Annotated in this window: 19 protein-coding genes; 8 read left to right on the top strand and 11 right to left on the bottom strand. The window is 65.9% G+C overall.

The features are described 5' to 3' along the window. Positions 1-78: 78 nt before the first annotated feature. Positions 79-663: an HNH endonuclease gene (locus tag TQ29_RS07780; RefSeq protein ID WP_054538693.1), complete on the bottom strand. Its 585-nt coding sequence runs from the start codon at positions 661-663 to the stop codon at positions 79-81. Between the two features lie 232 nt (positions 664-895). Here TQ29_RS07780 and TQ29_RS07775 point away from each other — a divergent pair, with 232 nt between their 5' ends. Beyond that, positions 896-1,333: a VOC family protein gene (locus tag TQ29_RS07775; RefSeq protein ID WP_052071269.1), complete on the top strand. Its 438-nt coding sequence runs from the start codon at positions 896-898 to the stop codon at positions 1,331-1,333. A 9-nt stretch (positions 1,334-1,342) separates the two neighbouring features. Here the strand turns inward: TQ29_RS07775 and TQ29_RS07770 are convergent, their stop codons facing one another. Both TQ29_RS07770 and TQ29_RS07765 read right to left on the bottom strand, forming a co-directional pair. Continuing rightward, a complete protein-coding gene (locus tag TQ29_RS07770) occupies positions 1,343-2,008 on the bottom strand; it encodes an alpha/beta hydrolase (protein ID WP_037205637.1) in 666 nt (221 codons plus the stop codon). Further along, positions 2,005-2,655 carry a DNA-3-methyladenine glycosylase gene (locus TQ29_RS07765; RefSeq protein ID WP_054540367.1) on the bottom strand — a complete coding sequence of 217 codons (651 nt, stop codon included), beginning with the start codon at positions 2,653-2,655 and terminating at the stop codon, positions 2,005-2,007. Before TQ29_RS07765 ends, TQ29_RS07770 begins: the two co-directional genes overlap by 4 nt. 160 nt (positions 2,656-2,815) lie before the next feature. On the opposite strand from TQ29_RS07765, the gene TQ29_RS07760 reads away from it, so the two are divergent. After that, on the top strand, positions 2,816-4,042 hold the full coding sequence (locus tag TQ29_RS07760) for an MFS transporter (protein ID WP_054538692.1): 1,227 nt from the start codon (positions 2,816-2,818) through the stop codon (positions 4,040-4,042). After that, positions 4,035-4,538 carry a GNAT family N-acetyltransferase gene (locus TQ29_RS07755; RefSeq protein WP_054538691.1) on the top strand — a complete coding sequence of 168 codons (504 nt, stop codon included), beginning with the start codon at positions 4,035-4,037 and terminating at the stop codon, positions 4,536-4,538. Before TQ29_RS07760 ends, TQ29_RS07755 begins: the two co-directional genes overlap by 8 nt. A gap of 6 nt (positions 4,539-4,544) precedes the next feature. Here the strand turns inward: TQ29_RS07755 and TQ29_RS07750 are convergent, their stop codons facing one another. The 4 genes from TQ29_RS07750 to cysS form a co-directional block, all read right to left on the bottom strand. Continuing rightward, the gene (locus TQ29_RS07750; RefSeq protein WP_054538690.1) at positions 4,545-5,312 is read right to left on the bottom strand and encodes a squalene/phytoene synthase family protein; all 768 of its coding nucleotides are present in this window, start codon (positions 5,310-5,312) and stop codon (positions 4,545-4,547) included. After that, the gene (locus TQ29_RS07745) at positions 5,309-6,034 is read right to left on the bottom strand and encodes a trans-aconitate 2-methyltransferase (RefSeq protein WP_054538689.1); all 726 of its coding nucleotides are present in this window, start codon (positions 6,032-6,034) and stop codon (positions 5,309-5,311) included. Before TQ29_RS07745 ends, TQ29_RS07750 begins: the two co-directional genes overlap by 4 nt. Then, positions 6,031-7,650, bottom strand: coding sequence for a citramalate synthase (gene cimA / locus TQ29_RS07740; protein ID WP_054538688.1), 1,620 nt, complete (start codon positions 7,648-7,650; stop codon positions 6,031-6,033). Before cimA ends, TQ29_RS07745 begins: the two co-directional genes overlap by 4 nt. An 81-nt stretch (positions 7,651-7,731) precedes the next feature. Beyond that, positions 7,732-9,111, bottom strand: coding sequence for a cysteine--tRNA ligase (cysS, locus tag TQ29_RS07735; RefSeq protein ID WP_054538687.1), 1,380 nt, complete (start codon positions 9,109-9,111; stop codon positions 7,732-7,734). Between the two features lie 210 nt (positions 9,112-9,321). Between cysS and TQ29_RS07730 the strand changes: the two genes are divergently transcribed. After that, a complete protein-coding gene (locus tag TQ29_RS07730; protein ID WP_054538686.1) occupies positions 9,322-9,666 on the top strand; it encodes an MmcQ/YjbR family DNA-binding protein in 345 nt (114 codons plus the stop codon). Between the two features lie 61 nt (positions 9,667-9,727). On the opposite strand, the gene TQ29_RS07725 is transcribed toward TQ29_RS07730, so the two are convergent. After that, a complete protein-coding gene (locus TQ29_RS07725) occupies positions 9,728-10,315 on the bottom strand; it encodes an outer membrane protein (RefSeq protein WP_054538685.1) in 588 nt (195 codons plus the stop codon). A 311-nt stretch (positions 10,316-10,626) separates the two neighbouring features. Here TQ29_RS07725 and TQ29_RS07720 point away from each other — a divergent pair, with 311 nt between their 5' ends. Next, entirely contained in the window at positions 10,627-11,490 is an 864-nt protein-coding gene (locus tag TQ29_RS07720) for a YgcG family protein (RefSeq protein ID WP_054538684.1), read from the top strand. 3 nt (positions 11,491-11,493) lie between these two features. Then, positions 11,494-12,108, top strand: a complete 615-nt coding sequence (locus TQ29_RS07715) for a hypothetical protein (protein WP_037205619.1) — start codon at positions 11,494-11,496, stop codon at positions 12,106-12,108. A gap of 3 nt (positions 12,109-12,111) precedes the next feature. Here TQ29_RS07715 and TQ29_RS07710 read toward each other — a convergent pair whose 3' ends face one another. Both TQ29_RS07710 and TQ29_RS07705 read right to left on the bottom strand, forming a co-directional pair. Then, the gene (locus TQ29_RS07710; protein ID WP_054538683.1) at positions 12,112-13,923 is read right to left on the bottom strand and encodes an ABC-F family ATP-binding cassette domain-containing protein; all 1,812 of its coding nucleotides are present in this window, start codon (positions 13,921-13,923) and stop codon (positions 12,112-12,114) included. 104 nt (positions 13,924-14,027) lie between these two features. Next, positions 14,028-14,765, bottom strand: a complete 738-nt coding sequence (locus TQ29_RS07705; protein ID WP_081940093.1) for a GNAT family N-acetyltransferase — start codon at positions 14,763-14,765, stop codon at positions 14,028-14,030. A gap of 111 nt (positions 14,766-14,876) precedes the next feature. On the opposite strand from TQ29_RS07705, the gene msrB reads away from it, so the two are divergent. Continuing rightward, positions 14,877-15,272, top strand: coding sequence for a peptide-methionine (R)-S-oxide reductase MsrB (msrB, locus tag TQ29_RS07700; protein ID WP_054538682.1), 396 nt, complete (start codon positions 14,877-14,879; stop codon positions 15,270-15,272). Here msrB and TQ29_RS07695 read toward each other — a convergent pair. Further along, positions 15,269-15,742, bottom strand: coding sequence for an outer membrane protein assembly factor BamE (locus TQ29_RS07695; protein ID WP_037205609.1), 474 nt, complete (start codon positions 15,740-15,742; stop codon positions 15,269-15,271). The two genes, msrB and TQ29_RS07695, sit on opposite strands and share 4 nt — an antisense overlap. 79 nt (positions 15,743-15,821) lie before the next feature. Between TQ29_RS07695 and TQ29_RS07690 the strand changes: the two genes are divergently transcribed. Beyond that, positions 15,822-16,364, top strand: coding sequence for a DUF177 domain-containing protein (locus TQ29_RS07690; RefSeq protein ID WP_235974467.1), 543 nt, complete (start codon positions 15,822-15,824; stop codon positions 16,362-16,364). Positions 16,365-16,441: the final 77 nt, after the last annotated feature.

Here is a 16,441-nt window from a genome sequence, read left to right as displayed (position 1 = left end):
TGTCGCAAACACGGCCACTGCAACCACGCTGCTCGGGCAAGCTTAGCACCTTGGCGGCAAGCCGCGAAAGGCCCCGCGTCACGCTTCCAGTTCGGCATCCCAATACAGGAAATCGAGCCAGCTTTCATGCAGGTAGTTCGGCGGAAACTTCCGCCCCATGTTGCGCAGCTCTTCGGCGGCGGGCTGGCGCGGCGGTTTGCGCAGCGACATGCCCACCTGGCGCAGGCTTTTCGAGCCCTTCTTGAGGTTGCAGCGCGAACAGGCGGCAACGACGTTTTCCCAGCTCGTCACCCCGCCGCGCGCCCGCGGCACCACATGATCGAAGGTCAGATCGCCCCGCGCCCCGCAATACTGGCAGGAAAATTCATCCCTCAAAAACAAATTAAAGCGCGTGAAGGCCACGCGCTTTTGAGGTTTGACATAATCTTTCAGAACAACAACCGACGGGATCCTGATCTCGGTTGTCGGACTTCGCACGAACTGGTCGTATTCGGCAACGATATCGACCCGGTCCAGAAACGCCGCCTTCACCGCCTCCTGCCATGGCCAGAGCGACAGCGGGTAATAGGAAAGCGGCCGGTAATCCGCGTTCAGCACCAGCGCCGGATAATGCTTGAGAGAACTGGGCTCCCTCACGAAACTTGTCCTGAAATCTCCGTCCATAGTAGCGACTCCGCCTTCACCCCGACTGCCCGATTCTGGCCCAGAGGCAGGACGACCCCGCCCCAGCATGTGGATAACTATATATGGCGCAACACGCCTGACAAGCCCCGCTAGATGCAGTGTTTGTCGCGGTCAGGGGTAAAACGAATCCGTGACAGGGATGTGACGGTTATCCACAGGGCCGCAGGCAGGCGTGCATGACAACGCACCAAAGACAAGCTAGTGTTGCGCCATGACCCGGCCAGAGCAAAAATCCCCCCCGCCCGCCGACATCCTCGAAGCCGCGCTCTATGCTGGCGATCTGGATGCGGCCGAAGGCTTCTACGGCGCGCTCCTGGGGCTGGAAAAACTGGTCCGCGCCGGGAACCGCCATGTCTTCTACCGCGTCGGCGGCACGATCCTGCTGATCTTCAACCCCGCCGAAACCGTGAAACCGCCCTCCCGCGCCGGCCTGCCGGTGCCACCGCACGGGGCGCGGGGGCCGGGCCATGTCTGTTTCGCGGCCACAGCGGATGAAATAACGGCCTGGCGCAGCCGGCTGATCGCCGCCGGCCACCCGATAGAGGCCGATTTCACCTGGCCCAACGGCGCCCGCTCGCTCTATCTGCGCGATCCCGCGGGCAATTCCGTGGAATTCGCGGAACCCAAACTCTGGTTCGGCGAGGGCTGACCCCCCGGCTCAGTCCAGGCCCAGCCGGTCGCGCATGAAGGCGAGCGCCACCGAAAGCCCGTCCGGCGCGATGCCGTGGGCGGTGCCCTGCATGATATGGGCGAACACCTCGAACCCGGCCTGGCTCAGCGCATCGCCGGCCTCGGGCAGCGATTGCACCGGCACCACGTCATCCTGATCACCGTGCAGCAACAGAACCGGCGGCCGGCTCACCACCTCATCGGCCAGCGCCTCGGGGTCCAGCAACCGGCCGGAAAAGCCGACAACCCCGGCCACCGCCTCGGCGCGGCGCGGCGCCACGTGCAGGCTCATCATCGTGCCTTGCGAAAAACCCAGCAGAATCATCCGGTCCGCGCTCAGCCCCTCGTCGGCCAGCACCGCATCCAGAAAGGCGTTCAGATCATCCACCGCCCGCATCATTCCGGCGTGGCGCTCCTCCTCCGACGACCCGTCGATGAAGGGAATCGGAAACCACTGAAACCCGAACGGCGCTCCGGCGCAGCGCTCGGGCGCATCGGGCGCCACAAAGGCCGTGCCCGGCATATGCGCCGCCAGCGGGTCGGCCAGCCCCAGCAGATCGGCCCCATTGGCGCCATATCCGTGCAGAAACACCACAAGCGAGCTTGCCTTGCCCCTGGCCGGGCCGCGCCGGTCACTGTCCAGAACTCTGGTCATCGGATCCCTTCCCTGTCTTTCGCCACCCGGTAGTAGGCCCAAAGCGCCCGCGCCGCAACGCCCCGCCATGGCGCCCAGGCCTCGGCCATCACGCGCAACTCCCGCTCACGCGGCCGCGCCTCCAGATCGAACAACAGCTTCGCCGCCTCCTGCAACGCCAGATCCCCCGGCGCAAAGACATCCGCGCGCCCCAGCGAAAACATCGCGTAGATCTCCGCCGTCCACCGGCCGATGCCCGGCACCTCGACAAGCGTGGCAATCACCTCCGGCGTCGGCACGTCGCGCAACGCGCGAAAATCGATCCGCGCCGCCGCCAGCGCCCTGGCATAGCGGATCTTCTGCCGCGACAAACCGCAGGCCCGCAACTCTTCGTCGCTGGCCCGGATCACCTTGCGCGGCCCGGTCAGCTTCGCCGCCTTCATCCGGCCCCAGATCGCAGCGGCCGCGGCCACCGAAACCTGCTGGCTCACGATCGCGTCCAGCAGCGCCTCGAACCCGTCACGCCGCCGCCGCAGCGGCAATGGCCCGGTCTGCGCCAGCGCATCGGCAAAACGCGGCTCGATTCGCGCCAGATAGGCGGCGCCTTCGGCCACGCAATCAGGGGTTTGGATGATCCGTCCCACCAATGGCGCATCCTTTCGCTTCATCTTTCCCGAAATATCCCCGCCGGAGGCAAGAAAGTCACGCACCGACAGCCACGCGCGCCGCATTTCCTATTGCACACACCCGATACGACATTCCACTTTTCGCATCTGCGCAAGCTTATCCGGCTTTCCAAGGCCACGCCGCAGCGCTACTTCCTCTGGCATGACGGAAATCACCTCGCCCCCCGCCCTGTCCGACGACCGCACCCGGCGCAATGTCTTCGTGCTCGTGCTCGCGCAGGCTTTCCTCGGCGCGCAGATGCCGATGATCTTCACCATCGGCGGGCTGGCCGGGCAATCTCTGGCCGCCAACGCCTGTTTCGCCACGCTTCCGATCTCGATGATCGTGCTGGGCTCGATGCTCAGCGCCACGCCGCTGTCGGCGATCATGCAGCGTTTTGGGCGGCGCGCGGGCTTCTTCATCGGCGCGGCCGGCGGGGCCAGCGGGGCGGCGATCGGGGCCTACGGGCTGATGCAGGCCTCTTTTCCGCTGTTCCTGCTCGGCTCTTTCCTCACCGGCATCTACATGTCCGCGCAGGGCTTTTACCGCTTCGCCGCGGCCGATACGGCTTCCGATGATTTCCGTCCCAAGGCGATTTCCTATGTCATGGCCGGCGGCCTCGCCTCGGCCATCATCGGCCCGCAACTGGTCAAGGTGACCGCCCAGTCGATGGTGGTGCCCTTCATGGGCACCTATCTGGCGGTGATCGGCATCAACCTGCTGGGCGCGCTGCTGTTTTTCTTCATCGACATCCCCAGGCCCCCCGTCCCGGCCCATGACGCGCCCCGCGGCCGCTCGCGGGCAGAGCTTTTGCGCACCCCGCGCGTCGCCGTCGCCATCATCTGCGCGCTGGTTTCCTACGCGCTGATGAATCTGGTGATGACCTCGACGCCGCTGGCGGTGGTCGGCTGCGGGTTCGAGACTTCGGACGCCGCCAATGTGGTCACGGCCCATGTGCTGGCCATGTTCGTACCCTCCTTCTTCACCGGTCACCTGATCGCGCGCTACGGCGTGGAAAAAATCGTGGCGCTGGGGCTGGTCATTCTGGCCGGCGCGGGCGGCGTCGCCCTGATGGGCGTGGATCTGGAGCATTTCTTCGTCGCGCTGATCCTTCTGGGCGTGGGCTGGAACTTCGGCTTCATCGGCGCCACCTCGATGCTGGCCGGGGCCCATGCGCCCGAAGAGCGCGGCCGCGTGCAGGGCATGAACGACCTGATCGTGTTCGGCGGCGTGACCTTCGCCTCGCTGGCGTCTGGCGGGCTGATGAACTGTTCGGGCGGGTCGGTGCAGCAGGGCTGGACGGCGGTGAATATCGCCATGGTGCCGTTCCTGGCCCTCGCGGGCGGCGCGCTGATCTGGCTGACCATGCGCCCCAAAGAAGATGCCTGAGGGCGCGGCAAGTCCCCTGATCCGCGCTGCCACCACGGCCGACGCCGATCCGATCTGGACGATGCTGAAACCCGTTTTCCGCGACGGAACAACCTATGCGCTGCCCCGCGACATCCCGCGCGCGGCGGCCTTGGAATACTGGCTCGGCAACGGCCACCGGGTGTTTCTGGCCGAACAAGACGACCAGCCGCTGGGCAGCTATTACCTGTGCGCCAACCAGCGGGGCGGCGGCGCGCATGTGTGCAACTGCGGCTTCGTCACCGCAGGCCACGCCTCGGGCAAGGGCGTTGCGCGGGCCATGCTGGGCCACGCGCTCGAAACCGCGCGCGCGGCCGGGTTCCGCGCCATGCAATTCAATTTCGTGATTGCCACCAATACCCGCGCGATCGCGCTGTGGCAGGCGAACGGGTTCGCAGAGGTCGGCCGCCTGCCCGGCGCGTTCCTGCACCCCGATCGGGGTTATGTCGATGCGCTGGTGATGTACCGGGCGCTGTGATCCGCGCTACCAGCGCCCGCTGAGGCTGGACCGGAGCAACCCGGCGCGCCGGGCGAATTCCGAACCGCCAAGCCGCCCTTCGGCCACCGCCGCCGGTTCCGCCCGGGCCAGTTTCAGAACCGGTTCCGCCCGCCAGCCGGCCAAAAGCGCTGCCCGCGCCGCCTTTGGCACATCGCGCCGGGAGGCGCGGGATTTCTTCAGCCTCCTCAGTGCGCTATCAGCCAAAGCCGCAACAGAGTCCGGCCTGCCGTCGACCAGCGGAAAACGCCCGCGCGCCTCCAGTTCGGGGATCGCGATCAGCCAGTTGGCCACCCCTGCGGCATAGGCGAAATCGCGCACGGCCGCCTCGCCCGTGGCCGCCCCCAGCGCGCGGGCGGCAGTCCACATCAGGTGGCCCGCCGTGGCGTCGATATACTCGTCGAAATGCGCCGCGTCCTCAAAGGCATCGCGGTACACGTCCCAGCGCCGGGCCTGCACCAGCCGGTCCAGCCGCGCGGCATCCGGCGGCGTCAGCACCGCCGACAGCGGCGTCACCACCTCGTGCCGCCGCACCGTGCCGCCCTGCCCGATCTCCTCCAGCGCATCGCGCCACCATTGCAGGCGCATCTCGGCGATCATCGGCTCGGAGGCCACCCATGGCGCGCGCGCAACCTCCAGGTTGAAGGCATAAAGCGGAAACAGCTTTTCCCGCGCCGCGGCGGGCGCGGCCATCGCCGACAGAAACCTGTCCGGGTCACCCCGGCGCACCAGTTCGGCGCAGGCCTGAACGCTCATGCCGGGCGCGCCAGAACCAGCAGATAGCCGGTCTCGGCCCGAACCCGCCGCCAGGCCGCAGCCTCCGCCGCACTCTCATCGAGCGCCCTGGTCAGCTCTGCATCCGCCCCGGCGCGCAGCGCCTCGATCCGCGCTTCCATCGGGCCGTAATATCTCTCCCACGCCGCATCCGACACGCGGCGAGTGCCGAGCACCTCATAGCCCGCGCGCCCGATCTGCGCCCGCAGCTCCGCCTGCGTCGGCGTCGCATAGCCATCCCAGAAGGCACGCGCATCATCCGACGGGGTCTCGGTGAGAAAGACAGGCTCCGAAAAGGCCACCACCCCGCCCGGCTTCAGCGCCTTGCGGAACGTCGCCAACCCGTTTTCCACCCCCAGGAAATAGAGCGCCCCCGCGCACCAGATCAGATCGAACGGCGCCTCGGGCTGCGCCGCCAGCGCCGCCATGTCACCTGGCCGTGCTGTCACCCTCGGCTCTTCGGCGAAGCGTGCCGATGCCGCCTGCGCGAAAGGCGCATGGGCGTCCATCGCCAGCACCCGCCCCCGGGGCACATGCGCCAGAAGTGCTTCAATGTCGCCCCCCGGGCCGCAGCCGGCATCACAGATCGCGGCGTCGGGCGGCAGGTCGGCCAGACACAGCGCCCAATCCACATCGGCCGGCTCTCCCGGGCCTTCTCGGGGCAGATCCTTGTGAACCTCGAAGAACGCCTCCATTCCGGTCATGCCGTCGCCCCGTCGCGGATCAGTTTCCAGTTGATCGCATCGAGCAGCGCCTCGAAACTGGCATCGACAATGTTGGGCGACACCCCGACGGTGGACCAGCGATGGCCCTCGCTGTCTTCGCTGTCGATGATCACGCGGGTCACGGCCTCGGTGCCGCCCTGGGTGATGCGCACCTTGAAATCGACCAGCCGGATATCGTCGATGTGTTTCTGATAGGGGCCCAGATCCTTGGCCAGCGCCTTGGACAGGGCATTGACCGGGCCCTGATCATTGCCCGCCTCGTCGTGGCTTTCGGAAACCGACAGCATCTTTTGGTCGCCGATCTTCACCACCACGACCGCCTCGGACAGGCTGACCATCCGGTCACGCCGGTTCTTGCGCCGCTCCACCGTGACCTTGTAGCGCTTGACCTCGAAGAAATGCGGCAGCTGGCCCAGCACCTTGCGCGCCACAAGCTCAAAACTGGCCTGCGCCGTGTCATAGGAATAGCCCTGCGCCTCGCGCGCCTTGATCTCGTCGAGGATCCGGGCCAGCGCGGAATCGCCCTTTTCCACCTCGAGCCCCGCTTCGGCCAGACGGCGGCGCAGGTTCGATTGCCCGGCCTGATTCGACATCGGGATGATGCGCGTATTGCCGACCAGAGCCGGGTCGATATGCTCATAGGTCGCAGGGTCTTTCAGGATCGCGCTGGCATGCAGCCCCGCCTTGTGCGCAAAGGCCGAGGCGCCGACATAGGGCGCGCTTTTCACCGGAACGCGGTTCAGAATGTCATCGAGCAGGCGCGAGGCACGCGTCAGATCGGCCAGCGCCTCCATGCTGATGCCGGTTTCATAGGCCCCGGCATAAGGCTCCTTCAACAGCAGCGTCGGGATCAGGGTGCACAGGTTGGCGTTGCCGCAGCGCTCTCCCAGCCCGTTCAGGGTGCCCTGCACCTGCCGCGCGCCCGCGTCAATCGCGGCCAGCGAGCTGGCCACGGCGTTGCCGGTGTCGTTATGGGTGTGGATGCCCAGATGATCGCCGGGGATGCCCGCGTCGATCACCGCCGCCGTGATCCGCCCGACCTCTTCGGGCAGGGTGCCGCCGTTGGTGTCGCACAGCACGATCCACCGCGCCCCGGCATCATGCGCGGCCTTCAGGCACTCCAGCGCATAGCCGGGATTGGCCTTGTAGCCATCGAAGAAATGCTCGGCGTCGAACAACGCCTCGCGCCCTTGCGCCACCAGATGCTCGACCGAACGCGCGATGTTTTCGAGGTTTTCCTCCAGCGTGATGTTCAGCGCGGTGGTGACGTGGAAATCATGGGTCTTGCCCACGAGGCAGACGGCGGGCGTGCCCGCGTTCATCACCGCCGCCAGCACATCGTCGTTTTCGGCGCTACGCCCGGCGCGCTTGGTCATTCCGAAGGCGGTCATCGTGGCGCGCGTGTCGGGGGCCGCGTCGAAAAACGCGCTGTCGGTGGGGTTCGCGCCGGGCCAGCCGCCTTCGATATAGTCGAGGCCGAGCCTGTCGAGCGTCTGCGCGATCTGCTGCTTTTCAGCGGTCGAGAACTGCACGCCCTGGGTCTGCTGCCCGTCGCGCAGGGTGGTGTCATAAAGGTAAAGGCGTTCTTTAGACATCGGTTGCCTCCTGAGAAAAATCTTCACGAAGATTTTTCGGGCCCGAAGAATTTTCGTGAAAATTCTTCTGCTTGCGAACGGTCATTGGATGGCCTCCAGCTTGGCGGGGTCGAAATACTCGGTGAGCCCCCAGTTTTCCCCGTTTGTTGAGTAGTCGACCGAAATTCCAGCCGCGCCTAGCCCATCTCTGATTTTATCTGCTCGTTGATAGTTTTTCTCGGAGCGGGCTTGTCGCCATTCCTCGATCAAACCACGCACCTGATCGCCCACCTCACGCGGGACACGCTGGGAGGTAAGCGCCCAACGGCCTTCTGAACGGGTCGGCAACCCCAGGAATTCCAGAGAATTCTTCAAGCCGGCGCAATCCTGCTCCGATGCCAGCTTGTGCAGGACGGCGATCGCTCCGGCAGTGTTCAGATCATTGGAGAGTTCCTCGACAAGGCGAGGGTCCGGCGGCCCGCTCGTTTCTTTCAGATGAACGATACCGACCCACTTTCTCAGGTTTCTCTCGGCATCCTTCGCCTTCTCCGCCGTCCAGTCCATTGGCTTGCGATAATGCGTGCTCAGCATCACGAACCGGATCACCTCGCCCGGAACGCCCTGATCCAGCAGATCGCGCACGGTAAAGAAATTGCCCAGACTCTTGGACATCTTCTTGCCCTCCACCTGCAGCATCTCGTTATGCAGCCAGACCCGCGCGAAGTCGCCCTCGGGGTGGGCGCAGCAGCTTTGCGCGATCTCGTTCTCGTGATGCGGGAACATCAGGTCATTGCCACCGCCATGAATGTCGAAGCTTTCGCCCAACAGCTCATAGCTCATGGCCGAGCATTCGATATGCCAGCCCGGCCGCCCCCGGCCCCAGGGGCTGTCCCAGCCCGGCTGGTCCGGCGATGAGGGTTTCCACAGAACGAAATCCATCGGGTTGCGCTTGTAGGGCGCGACCTCGACCCGGGCGCCGGCGATCATGTCATCCACCGTGCGGCCCGACAGCGCGCCGTAACCGGCGTAGCTTTCCACCGCGAACAGCACATGGCCCTCGGCCACATAGGCATGGCCCTTCGAGATCAGATCGCCGATCATCGCCACCATCTGCGGGATATACTCCGTCGCGCGCGGCTCATGGTCGGGGCGCAGCGTGCCGAGCGCCTCCATGTCTTCGTGGTACCAGCGGATCGTCTCTTCGGTGATCGCGCCGATCTCGCGGCCGGTTTCCTCGGCGCGCCTTATGATCTTGTCATCCACATCGGTGAAGTTGCGCACATAGGTCACGTGCTCGGGTCCGTAGGCATGGCGCAGCAGGCGGTAGAGCACGTCGAACACCAGCACCGGGCGCGCGTTGCCCAGATGCGCCCGGTCATAGACGGTGGGGCCGCAGACATACATCCGCACATCGCGCGGGTCGATGGGCGTGAAAACCTCCTTGCGGCGGGTCTTGGTGTTGTGCAGCCTGATTTCGGTCATGCGTAAATCCTTCGCGCGCGGTCCCGCGGCGGGCTTTAGCAACTTCAGTTAGTATTGGAAACTGGAAGACCGGCCCGCCTGACGATGTCAGCAGGTAATAATGCAGCAGATGATGATGGTCGTGCCGTTGGTCATGAAGTTTCTGTAACAGCCGCCATTGCGCATGCCAAGCCTCTTGTTTCGACTCGGCGCTTTGGGCAGCGTTCGGCCATGGAAAATGCCAGCATAAAGAACTTCTGCGAATCCCTCCCCGGTGCCTGTTATGAACAGCCCTTCGGGCCGGGAACCGATGTCTGGAAGGTGGGCGGCAAGATTTTCGCCATGAGCGCCCAGGGCAGCGGCCGGGTCTCGCTCAAATGCGCCGACGATCAGGTGGCGGAGATGCTGATCTCCGTCGGCCGGGCCGGCACCGCGCCCTACCTGCCCCGTGGCGGCTGGATCGCGCTCGCCGTGGAAGGCACCGACGAGGCCGAGATGAAAGAGCGGCTGATGGAAAGCTATCAGACCGTCCGCGACAGCCTGCCCCAAAAGGTGCAGGCCGCGCTGAACAACTAGCCTTCCGGCCCTGGCGCAGGAAACGCCGGGCCGGGGCATCGGCCCCGGCCCGGCGTGTGCGTCAGAACTTGAACGACAGGCGTGCCGCCACGGTCGTGGCTTCAAGATCCACATCGGTATCGTCGAAATCGTCGAAATCGTGGTACAGAACCTCACCACCCAGCGACACGTTCTCGCGGATCATCCGTTCGGCGCCGATACCGACGAAATAGCCGGTATCCTCATTGCCGATCGCATCGGCATAGGCCGCGCCGCCGGTGCCGTAGACCAGCGTCTGGCCCAGATCGATACCGCCACGCAGTTTCAGCCGCGCCAGACTGTCCATATCCCCGGCGCCACCGCCGAGCGAGATGTCGGTCGCCTCATAGTCAACCCCGACACCCAGAACATATCTGCCGAAGTCATAGTCATACCCGGCATGGACACCGCCGATCGCGCCGTCGCCATCCTCGCCCAGGGCGCCGCCGGCATCGAGATTGCCATAGCCAAGCTGCAGACCGGCATAGCCTCCGGTCCAGTCACGGCCCACGGCCACGACCGGAACCGGCGTCGCCACGACCGGCTCGACCGGCGTCGGCTCAAGGTTGCCCGCCAGCGCGGGGCCCGCAGCCACGAGGGCCAGTGCTGCAAGGGAAGTTGCGGTTTTCATGTTCGTCTCCTTCTTCGGCATGATGCCGTTATTGCTCGATACATCCGGGCGGTTCGCCCGGTGCTGGTGCAGAGATTGGCGCGCCGACGCTCCGCGACAAGGGCCTCACGACCAGTTGACGCGGAGGTGCGCAAATAGCTGCCTAAAAAGGAAAAATTCCCACCTCGTCATCGGCGGGAGTTTGCCGGACCGACCTCCGATCACGGCAAGTTGACGGAACCCGGCGCCAGAACGCCACGGAAATTTGACCGCGCCCGCCATGCCCGCCATTATCGGCGGCGACCAGAGGCGCGAACGAACAGGACACCCCCATGCTGCGGCTGATTCTCGCGCTCTGTGCGCTTTTCCTGCTGGCCGTCGCACCGCCAGCCGCCGCCGAACCCTATCCCGCCCCTGCCTCGCTCTACGTCAATGACCATGCCGATCTGCTTGGCCCCGAGGCCGAAGACCGGGTGCAGGACGCGCTGCGGCGCCTCAGGGGCGAAACCGGGATCGAGGCCACCCTGCTCACCCTCGCCACCCGCAGCGACTATGACTATTCCGCCACGCTCGAACGTTTCGCCACCGGCCTCTTCAACACCTGGGGCATCGGTGATGCCACGCGGCATGACGGCATATTGATCCTCGTGCTCCGCGAGGACCGCGAAATGCGGATCGAGCTTGGTTCCGGCTATGGGCGCGATTTCGACTGGATCGCACAACAGATCATCGACACCGAATTCCTGCCCGCCTTCCGTGAGGGGCGCCATGAACAGGGGATCGAGGCCGGAACCGCCGCCACGCTGGCCCGCATCGCCTATCCGCATGCGCAAGCGCTGCCGCCCGAGGCGCCCGGCCTGTCGGAACGGCCGGGCGAGCTGAAACCGGTTCTGGTGCCCCTGGTCATCATCGGGGCCATGCTCCTGCTGGTGTTTCGCCGCCGGCTTGGCGACCTGTCGCAGGGGCTGCGCCGTTGCCCGAACTGCGGCCGCTTCGGCCTGCGCCGGCACAGCGAGACCGAGCGCGACGCGGCACTTTCGGCCTCCGGCCTGGGCCACCGCATCACCGAGTGCCGCTATTGCGACTATCGCGACAGCGAGAACTTCACCATCGCCCCCCGCCGGCGGAACACCGGCTCCGGCGGCAACTTCGGCGGCGGCGGCTCTTCGGGTGGCGGTGCCAGCGGCCGGTGGTAGGCGATGCCGCTGCAAAATCGCGTTCAGCCGACGGGGCAGATCATCGCGACCCCGGCGCGCGGCCTGTTCATGGGCAACCGCGGCATCCTGCATGACGAGCAACAGCGCCTTGGCGCGGCGCGCTGGCGGCACAAGGCATGGATCACCTGCGCGCTGGCGTTCAAGGGCCGCAGGCGCGGGCTGATGACGCCGCATAGCTACACAGAGCTGTTCTTTCTGGACGAGGCCGTGGCGCTGGCCGCCGGGCATCGCCCCTGTGCCGAATGCCGGCGGGCCGATTTCAACCGGTTCGGGGCCGCATGGGCGCTTGCGCAGGGCCGCGCGGCGCGCGCGCCCGCGATGGATGCCGCGCTGCACCGGGCCCGCGTGACCCGCGACCGGCGCCAGATCACCCATATGGCCGATATCGCCGCCCTGCCCGATGGCGCCTTCGTGGCACTGCCCGGCGGGAAGATCTGCCTGGTTCTGGGCGCATTCCTGTGGCCCTACCGGCCCGAGGGCTATGCATCCCCCCTGCCGCGCCCGGCCGGGGGCAATGTCACCGTCCTGACGCCGCGCCCCGCCGTGGCCGTGCTGGCGGCCGGCTATCGCCCCGCCCTGCACCCTTCGGCCGCATAGCGCTCACCCCGCGGCCCGTTCCTCGAGCGACAGCCATTCCTCTTCCGCGGCGGCAAGGACGGCCTGACGTTCGACCAGCGCCTCCGTCGCCTTGCGGAACTTCACCGGCTCGGCGGTGAAGAGATCGGGTGCCGAAAGAAACACCTCGAGCTTGGCGATCTCGGCCTCCAGCCGCGCGATCACGTCGGGCAACTGCTCAAGCCGGTGTTTTTCCGTGAAAGACAGCCCCTCTGCCCCCGGTTTCACGCCCGGCTGGGCCTTCGGCGTGGCGCCGTCCTTTTTCGCGGCAGGCTCCGGTGCCGCGCGATCCTGGCGCTGCGCGCGATAGTCGCTCCAGCCGCCGGCATAGACGGTGGCATAGCCGTCACCCTCCATGGCGATGGTGGTGCCGGCCACACGGTCGAGGAAATCCCGGTCGTGGCTGACCAGAAGCACGGTGCCGTCGTAATCGTCCAGAAGCTCCTGCAACAGATCGAGCGTTTCCACATCCAGATCGTTGGTCGGTTCGTCGAGCACCAGAAGGTTGCTTTCCTGTGCCATGATCTTGGCCAGCAACAGCCGCGCCTTTTCGCCCCCCGACAGGCTGGACACGGGCGCCCGCGCCTGACGTTCGTCAAACAGGAAATCCTTCAGATAGCCGACCACATGGCGCGGCTGCCCGCGCACCAGCACCTGATCGGCCTTGCCCGAAACGCGCATCCCCGGGTCGCCGGTCAGGCTTTCCCAAAGGCTGAGCTTGGGGTCAAGCCGGGCCCGGTTCTGATCGAACACCGCCATCTGCAGATTGGTGCCCAGCACCACCTCGCCGGTGTCCGGCGCGATCTCGCCCGTCAGCATTTTCAGCAGCGTGGTCTTGCCCGCGCCATTGGGGCCGACGAAGGCCACCCTGTCGCCGCGCAGCACCCGAAGCGAGAAATCACGCAGGATCACCCTGTCGCCGAACGCCTTGGAAATGCCCCGCGCCTCGATCACCCGCTTGCCCGATTTCTGGCCCGCCTCCAGCGCCATGTCGGCGGTGCCCTGACGGCGGATCATCGACGCGCGCTCGGCGCGCAGATCCCCCAGCGCCCGCACCCGGCCCTGGTTGCGCTTGCGCCGCGCGCTGATGCCTTCGACCGCCCAGCGGGCCTCGGCCTTGATCTTGCGGTCGAGCTTGTGGCGCGCCTCGTCCTCTTCTTCCCAGATCTTGTCGCGCCAGGCCTCGAACGCGTCAAAGCCCTTTTCCTGCCGCCGTACCGCGCCCCGGTCGATCCACAGGGTCGCGCGGGTCAGCGCGCGCAGGAAGGCGCGGTCGTGGCTGATCAGAACGAAGGCCGTGCGCGTCTCCGACAGCTCGCGCTCCAGCCAGGCGATGGCCTCGATATCCAGGTGGTTGGTGGGCTCGTCCAACAGCATCAGTTCCGGCGCCTCGGCCAGAAGCTTGGCCAGCGCCGCCCGGCGCCGCTCTCCGCCCGAGGCGGTTTCGACCGGGCGCTCGGGATCGAATTTCAGCCCGTCTGCCACCATCGCCACCCGGTATTCCTCGCCCACATCAAGCGCGGAGGCGGCGAAATCGCCCAGCGTGGCAAAGCCCGAAAGATCGGGCTCCTGCTCCATATAGCCCACCGACACGCCCGGAGAAACGACGCGCATGCCGCTGTCGGGCTCGACAAGGCCGGCCATCACCTTCATCAGGGTGGACTTGCCCGAGCCGTTGCGCCCGACCAGCGCCACACGGTCGCCGGGCTGCACCACAAGGTCGAGCCCGGAAAACACCGGGTCGCCGCCGAAGGTCAGCGAAATATTCGAAAGCTGAAGAAGAGGAGCACGTGCCATAGGGGCGAGCTATATCCCGCGGGTGCCGCCGTCAACGGGGTGCGCGAAGGGCGGAAAATTATTGCGAAGGTTTTTCGGGCCGCAAGGTTTCGATGTACCCCCGCCTACCCCGCCACGCCGCGCAACAGGCGCTTGCGGGCGGGCGGGATCGCCTTGATCTCCAGCCCGGTGAACACATGCAGCGTGTTCAGATCCCGGTCGACCACGGCGTGATCCGACACCCAGCCACCCATCAGCAGATAGGTCCGCAGCAATGGCGGCATCCCCAGCTGCGCGCGTTTGGCATCCGGCTTCTTGCGCCGCAGCTTCTGGGCGAAGCGGAAGACGTTCGGCGCCTTGATCCGCGGCAAAAACCGCTTGGGCGCCAGATGCCGATCCTTCAGCAGGGCGAAAGCATCCATGTAATCCTCGGCCTCGGTGCCCCGGAAAGACGAACAGCCGAACAGAAGTTCCACATTCTCGTCATCCACGAATCGGGTCATCGCGCCCCAGGCGACGCGCAGGATGTCGGCGTCTTTCCAATCGGGGTGGATGCAGAACCGGCCCATTTCCACCATCGGGCCCGTGAAGTCCTCCAGGCCGGAAAGCTCGTAATACTGCGCCGAATAGCTTTGCCCGATCTCGGCGCCGCCGCGCAGCGGCAGCAGGCGGAAACAGCACACCAGCGTGCCGCTTTTGGCCTCTTCCACGAGCACGTGCTGGCACAGATCGTCGAAAGCATCGACATCCGGCACCCCGCCCGCGCCGCGAAAGGTCAGCGTTCGCAACGCCTGCGCGGCGTGGATATCGGCCGGTCCGCTGGCAAGCCGGGCAACATAACGTCCCTTGCGAAGTGACAACATCGCGCTTGAGCTCCTCAATCCACTGGCAAGCATGTGCCGGCAAGCCTAGATATGGTTTGCAGCGCTGTATCACACAAGATGTGACACTTGCTTGACAAAGGAGACCTCCGGATGAGTGACAAGATCGAAAAACCCGACGATGAGTGGCGCGCGCAACTGTCACCGCTGGCCTATAAGGTCACGCGCAAACACGGCACCGAACGCGCCTTTACCCATGACGATTTCCCCAAGGCCCCTGGCCTGTACCGCTGTGTGTGCTGCGGCGCGCCGCTGTTCGATCAGGCGACGAAATTCGACAGCGGCACCGGCTGGCCCAGCTTCTATGCCCCGGCCGAGGGGGCGCCGGTCGGCGAAAAGCAGGATAACAGCTGGTTCATGCGCCGGATCGAGGTGCATTGCGCGCGCTGCGATGCGCATCTGGGCCACGTGTTTCCCGACGGTCCCGCGCCCACCGGCCTGCGCTATTGCATCAACGGTGTGGCGCTGGAGTTTCAGCCGCAGGATTAGTTGCCGTTGGGGCCCTGGCCGAGCAACTGATCCGCCGTGACGTTACCGATGTTGCCCAGAAGCTGCCCGATGAACGAGACACCCTTGATGTTGTCATCGGTCACGCGGCGGTTCAGGGCAACCACGCGGCCATGCTCCAGGCCGTAGCGCTCGATGTTGCGCACGGTTCCCGCGTCATCGAACGAGATCGCCACAAGCTCTCGGTTCAGAACCTCGGGCGCGTACATGCCCCGCGTCTGCCACCGGCTTGCGACGTAATACCACGCGTCTTCGCGGATCACGCCCGAGGCCGAGGGCGGCCCGATCACATCCTGCACGGTATCGCGCGTGTCGATTCCCACGACGACCTCGCCCAGTTCCGTCTCGGACGGCGCATAGCCATGGTTGCGGTAGATCGGCGTACAGGCGGAAAGGCCCAGTGCCAGCCCTGCAACGATCGCAAGTTTCATGATCCCCCCGGTCTTTCGCATGCCTACCTCTTGCCACGCCGCGTTGCGCTTCGTATCCGCTTACAGAAGGATTGGCATCTGTTCAAGAATGGAGCGTGCAATGGACGACCGCTCGCAAACCCTCATCAGGCTCGCGGCCCTGGCTGCCGGAAAGCCCCACACCTTCGCGCTGCGCCCCGGGGCCGACGCGCTGACCGAGATCGCGGCCCGGCAGGACCTGCTCGCGCTGCGAAAGCTCAGCTTCACCGGCACGCTCGTGCCCCAGGGCCGCTCGGACTGGCGGCTGGAGGCGCGGCTGGGCGCCACCGTGGTGCAGCCCTGCGTCGTGACCCTGGCACCCGTGACAACCCGCATCGACGAGCCGGTCCACCGCACCTATCTGGCGCGGATGCCCGAGTTGCCTGCCGCCGACGAGGCCGAGATGCCCGAGGATGACAGCATCGAGAAACTGCCCGAAACGCTGGATCTGGCCCAGGTGATGGAAGAGGCGCTGGCACTGGCGCTGCCGCTGTTTCCGCGCGCCGCGGATGCCGAACTCGGCGAGGCCGTTTTCACCGAACCCGGCAAGGCGCCGTTGCGCGATGAGGCGCTGAAACCTTTTTCCGGATTGGCGGACTTGAAAAAACGTCTGGAAGAAGAGTAAGAAAGCCACAGAAAAGGCTTGCGCCGGGATCGAATCCGAGTATGTTCCCGGCCTCGTTTACAGGTTGGGTAGGACGG

It is taken from the genome of Actibacterium sp. EMB200-NS6, from assembly GCF_001305615.1.
GTDB lineage: Bacteria > Pseudomonadota > Alphaproteobacteria > Rhodobacterales > Rhodobacteraceae > Actibacterium_A > Actibacterium_A naphthalenivorans.
Note: the sequence above shows the minus strand (reverse complement) of the source record. Positions and strands in the feature narration are given on the sequence as shown.

Bases quoted from the DNA above. Each gene is read 5' to 3' on its own strand.
- TQ29_RS07725 (WP_054538685.1), bottom strand. From the start codon at position 10,315: ATGAAAACCGCAACTTCCCTTGCAGCACTGGCCCTCGTGGCTGCGGGC.
- TQ29_RS07755 (WP_054538691.1), top strand. From the start codon at position 4,035: ATGCCTGAGGGCGCGGCAAGTCCCCTGATCCGCGCTGCCACCACGGCC.
- TQ29_RS07720 (WP_054538684.1), top strand. From the start codon at position 10,627: ATGCTGCGGCTGATTCTCGCGCTCTGTGCGCTTTTCCTGCTGGCCGTC.
- TQ29_RS07690 (WP_235974467.1), top strand. From the start codon at position 15,822: ATGGACGACCGCTCGCAAACCCTCATCAGGCTCGCGGCCCTGGCTGCC.
- TQ29_RS07745 (WP_054538689.1), bottom strand. From the start codon at position 6,034: ATGACCGGAATGGAGGCGTTCTTCGAGGTTCACAAGGATCTGCCCCGA.
- TQ29_RS07730 (WP_054538686.1), top strand. From the start codon at position 9,322: ATGGAAAATGCCAGCATAAAGAACTTCTGCGAATCCCTCCCCGGTGCC.
- TQ29_RS07770 (WP_037205637.1), bottom strand. From the start codon at position 2,008: ATGACCAGAGTTCTGGACAGTGACCGGCGCGGCCCGGCCAGGGGCAAG.
- TQ29_RS07765 (WP_054540367.1), bottom strand. From the start codon at position 2,655: ATGAAGCGAAAGGATGCGCCATTGGTGGGACGGATCATCCAAACCCCT.
- TQ29_RS07780 (WP_054538693.1), bottom strand. From the start codon at position 663: ATGGACGGAGATTTCAGGACAAGTTTCGTGAGGGAGCCCAGTTCTCTC.
- TQ29_RS07695 (WP_037205609.1), bottom strand. From the start codon at position 15,742: ATGCGAAAGACCGGGGGGATCATGAAACTTGCGATCGTTGCAGGGCTG.
- TQ29_RS07705 (WP_081940093.1), bottom strand. From the start codon at position 14,765: ATGTTGTCACTTCGCAAGGGACGTTATGTTGCCCGGCTTGCCAGCGGA.
- msrB (WP_054538682.1), top strand. From the start codon at position 14,877: ATGAGTGACAAGATCGAAAAACCCGACGATGAGTGGCGCGCGCAACTG.
- cimA (WP_054538688.1), bottom strand. From the start codon at position 7,650: ATGTCTAAAGAACGCCTTTACCTTTATGACACCACCCTGCGCGACGGG.
- cysS (WP_054538687.1), bottom strand. From the start codon at position 9,111: ATGACCGAAATCAGGCTGCACAACACCAAGACCCGCCGCAAGGAGGTT.
- TQ29_RS07750 (WP_054538690.1), bottom strand. From the start codon at position 5,312: ATGAGCGTTCAGGCCTGCGCCGAACTGGTGCGCCGGGGTGACCCGGAC.
- TQ29_RS07775 (WP_052071269.1), top strand. From the start codon at position 896: ATGACCCGGCCAGAGCAAAAATCCCCCCCGCCCGCCGACATCCTCGAA.
- TQ29_RS07760 (WP_054538692.1), top strand. From the start codon at position 2,816: ATGACGGAAATCACCTCGCCCCCCGCCCTGTCCGACGACCGCACCCGG.
- TQ29_RS07710 (WP_054538683.1), bottom strand. From the start codon at position 13,923: ATGGCACGTGCTCCTCTTCTTCAGCTTTCGAATATTTCGCTGACCTTC.
- TQ29_RS07715 (WP_037205619.1), top strand. From the start codon at position 11,494: ATGCCGCTGCAAAATCGCGTTCAGCCGACGGGGCAGATCATCGCGACC.